Source organism: Microbacterium sp. UBA3394, from assembly GCF_002358725.1.
GTDB lineage: Bacteria > Actinomycetota > Actinomycetes > Actinomycetales > Microbacteriaceae > Microbacterium > Microbacterium luteum.
Map to the genome: position 1 here is coordinate 1 of NZ_DEPK01000238.1, position 2,757 is coordinate 2,757.

3 protein-coding genes and 1 pseudogene are annotated in these 2,757 nt (G+C 65.3%); 1 reads left to right on the forward strand and 3 read right to left on the reverse strand.

Annotated elements, in window-relative coordinates; genetic code table 11:
• Window positions 1-99 precede the first annotated feature (99 nt).
• Window positions 100-450, forward strand: a complete 351-nt coding sequence (locus tag B4E30_RS14440; protein ID WP_286795806.1) for a hypothetical protein — start codon at window positions 100-102, stop codon at window positions 448-450.
• Between the two features lie 133 nt (window positions 451-583).
• Here the strand turns inward: B4E30_RS14440 and B4E30_RS14445 are convergent, their stop codons facing one another.
• The 3 genes and pseudogenes from B4E30_RS14445 to B4E30_RS14455 all read right to left on the reverse strand — a co-directional run.
• The gene (locus B4E30_RS14445) at window positions 584-1,588 is read right to left on the reverse strand and encodes a LacI family DNA-binding transcriptional regulator (protein ID WP_286795808.1); all 1,005 of its coding nucleotides are present in this window, start codon (window positions 1,586-1,588) and stop codon (window positions 584-586) included.
• A 33-nt stretch (window positions 1,589-1,621) separates the two neighbouring features.
• The gene (locus B4E30_RS14450; RefSeq protein WP_286795809.1) at window positions 1,622-2,533 is read right to left on the reverse strand and encodes a carbohydrate ABC transporter permease; all 912 of its coding nucleotides are present in this window, start codon (window positions 2,531-2,533) and stop codon (window positions 1,622-1,624) included.
• Window positions 2,526-2,757 (reverse strand): annotated as a pseudogene (locus B4E30_RS14455) (ABC transporter permease); the annotation flags it as partial. The pseudogene B4E30_RS14455 and the gene B4E30_RS14450, both read right to left, overlap by 8 nt.

The window sequence follows — 2,757 nt, forward strand, 5'->3', positions numbered from 1 at the left end:
ATGCACCGACCACTTGACAGTAAGTCCGACATCGGGTCGATTCTCCGACATCCGGGTGATGATCGGGGAGTGGACCACGACGCGAAACAGAGAAGCGGGATGCTCGTCGGTGTCTACCGGGCCGACGGTGGCCCGCTCGGGGAGCTGCGGTATGTGATCGGGCACATGCTCGGCACAGCGCACTGTTCACTCTGCGACATCACGCACACGTGGCGGCGCAAGCCCGAGTGGGATGCGATGGTCGAGCGACTGGGCGTGTCCATCGACCTGCGCCACCTGAACGAGATGGACGACGACGTCGCCGCCGCGGTCGCCGAGCACGGCGCGCCCGCGGTCTTCAGGCGAGCCGAAGGCGGCCTCACTCTGCTTCTGGACGCGCACGAGCTCGACGCGGTCGGCGGATCGGTCGCCGGTTTCGAGCAGGCCCTCCGCGCCAAGGGCCTCGGCTGACTTTGCCGATGTCGGAGATTCGCGCCGATGTCGGAGGATTCGGCGTCGATCCTCCGACGTCGGGCCGATTCTCCGACCTCGGGAGGGGTGGGGTGCGTGGCGGGACGTGCGGGGTTGCGGGCGGATGCGCGGATCACGCCGACGGGGGAGCGGCGGTGGAGCGGCGCGCCTCCAGACGCGGTTGGAAGACCACGTTGTGTTCCGGCGTGCGTCCCTCGATCAGCGCGTGGAGCCGGCTCCAGGCTAGTCCGCCGAGGATCTCGTGGGGCACGGATGCGGTGGTGAGGGTCGGGGTCATGAAGCGGGCGAACGGGATGTCGTCGAAGCCCGTCACCGAGATGTCGTCGGGTACCCGCAGACCCCGTTCGCTCAGGCCGTGTACGACGCCGAGGCCGACGAGGTCGTTGAACGCTATGGCGGCCGTCGCGCGGGACTTGACGAGCGCGTCAACCGCATCCATCCCGCTCGTGCTGGTCGCTCCGCCGGGGACTCGCTGCAGCGACACGCCCTCGACACTGCGCACGAAATCCTCCAGACCGCGGAGGCGATTGTGATTCGCGGAGCCCTCGGGGCCCTCGACGTACGCGAGCCGGCGATGCCCGAGCGTGTAGAGGTGGCGGGCGAGGTTCTCGAATCCGGTTCGCGAATCCGCCGACAGGGTCGGTGCGTCGATGACGGTGTTGGATCTGTTCGTCAGCACGACCGGGGCGAGATCCAGCACGGTCTGCGCGAGGATGTCGTCCTCCATGCGGGGTGCGCACAGCACCAGCGCATCGCATCGGCGACGGATCTCTCCCGCCAGCAGGGGCTCATCGTCGATGGATTCCGCGGAGTCGGCCACCAGCACGCGATAGCCATCGTCTCCGGCAGCGAGGCTGAGCCCGGTGAGCACCGCCTGAAACACCGGGTTGGCCAGGTCGGGAACGAGGAAGCCGACCGCACTCGTCTTGCCGCGGGCGAAACTTCGCGCCAGGTGATTCGGGGTGTAGCTGAGTTCGGTCGCGGCCGACCGCACGCGTTGCGCCGTCTCGACGTCCCCCCGGAACTGGTCGTTGAACACGCGCGACACGGTCGCGGGAGACACCCCAGCCCGTCGGGCGACGTCTGTGATCGTCACGGCGAGTCGATCATTGCTCACGGGGCACCATCCTTCGGCACGCTGAACGGGAGACTACTTGATTCCGGATGTCGCGAATCCCTTGATCAGGTAACGCTGACCGACGAGGAACACGATGAACAGCGGAACCAGCGAGACGACGGACATGGCGAACATCGATCCGTAATCCGAGGTCGACTGCGCGTCGATGAAGCCTTTCAGCGCGACCGACGCCGGGAAGGTCTCAGGGAGCCGAAGGTAGATCAGTGGTGAGAAGAAGTCACTCCAGGTCCAGATGAACGTGAAGATCGTCGCGGTCGCGAGAGCGGGCACCATGAGCGGAAGGGTGATCTGTAGGAACTGGCGGGTGTGACCGGCGCCGTCCAGGCGGGCGGCTTCGAAGATCTCGTTGGGCAGAGCGCGGATGAACTGCACCATCAGGAAGATGAAGAAGGCGTCGACGGCGAGGAACTTCGGCACGATCAACGGCAGGAAGGTGTTGAGCCAGCCGAGCTCCTTGAAGATCGTGAACTGTGGAACCAGCACGACCTGGAAGGGCAGCATGATCGTGGCGAGCATGATGGCGAACAGGAGCGTGCGGCCGACGAACCGCAGGCGGGCGAAGGCATACGCGGCGAGCGAGCACGAGATCAGGTTCCCGATGATCGCACCCAGGGCGATCACGGTCGAGTTGACAAGGAACACGCCGAACGGGAACTGAAGGTCGTTCCAGCCGTTCGTGTAGTTCTCGAACGTGATGTCGGTGGGGAAGATCGTCAGGTCGCGAAAGATGTCGTCGTTCGGCTTGAAGCTCGACGCCACGAGCCACAGCAGCGGATAGATCATGATGATCGACAGCACGATGAGGCCGATGTGCTTGAAGATCGCCGACACCAGACGGCGGGTGCGGAAGGACGAGGAGTCGCGCACGCGCGGTGAACGGGAGCGGTCGGTGCGGCCGGTCGTGATCAGCTCGGTTTCAGTCATCGTAGAACACCCAGAATTTCGAGAGCCAGAAGTTGAATGCGGTGAAGGCCGCGATCACCACCAGGAGGAACCAGGCCATCGCGGAGGCGTAGCCCATGTCGTACTCGAGGAACCCGACCCGATACAGCAGCAGGGTGTAGAGCATCGTCGAGTCGGCGGGTCCCCCGGTTCCGCCGGAGACGACGTAGGCCTGCGTGAAGGTCTGGAAGGCGAAGATCACCTGC

Bases quoted from the DNA above. Each gene is read 5' to 3' on its own strand.
- B4E30_RS14450 (WP_286795809.1), bottom strand. From the start codon at position 2,533: ATGACTGAAACCGAGCTGATCACGACCGGCCGCACCGACCGCTCCCGT.
- B4E30_RS14440 (WP_286795806.1), top strand. From the start codon at position 100: ATGCTCGTCGGTGTCTACCGGGCCGACGGTGGCCCGCTCGGGGAGCTG.